The organism is Vibrio sp. YT-19(2023) (genome assembly GCF_033337395.1).
Window position 1 is genome coordinate 1 of sequence record NZ_JAWOQN010000882.1, and the last position, 569, is coordinate 569.

1 pseudogene is annotated in these 569 nt (G+C 41.7%); it reads right to left on the minus strand.

The annotated features are described in order from the left end of the window. Positions 1-569, minus strand: a pseudogene (locus R7E78_RS28975) (GGDEF domain-containing protein); the annotation flags it as partial.

Consider the following 569-nt stretch of genomic DNA (forward strand, 5'->3'; position numbering starts at 1 on the left):
ACATACTAAAGCTTAAAGCAACAATGAGGCAGATACTAAATAGAAACGTCAGCTGGTGGATGATACCTGCATTCATAAAACTGGTGACTTCTGGTGCCCAAATGCTCCAAACGGTTCTGCCCGCCATAAAAGCACTAAACCCAAAGAAGGCGTACGCCATCACTTGAACGGGCAGCTTTAGATCGTCTCTTTTTCCCTTGATCATCGCAACGCCACTGCAGAAGGTGACTAAGCTCAAGTAGATACTAAGAAAAATGATTCGGATACGAATAGATGGCGAATAAAATGTGAAGTAATAAAAAAGGCCACTGAATACCGGTACCAGAAACGTGAGTACATGAGCGCACTTGAGAGGGAATTTACGGAAAATGCTTACACCATATAACGTGAGCAAAAAGCCGATGATAATGATGGTATTGGAAAGAATGATCGTCAGCCAATCTGGGGCTGAGTCACGAAATCCCAATAAAAAAGGGCCTAAGCCAATAAACAACAGAGAAATGGCGAACGTTTTTAATCCTTTAATTTTGCTCTGAGTATATTGATAGCAAAGCAGGCTAATAGCATAG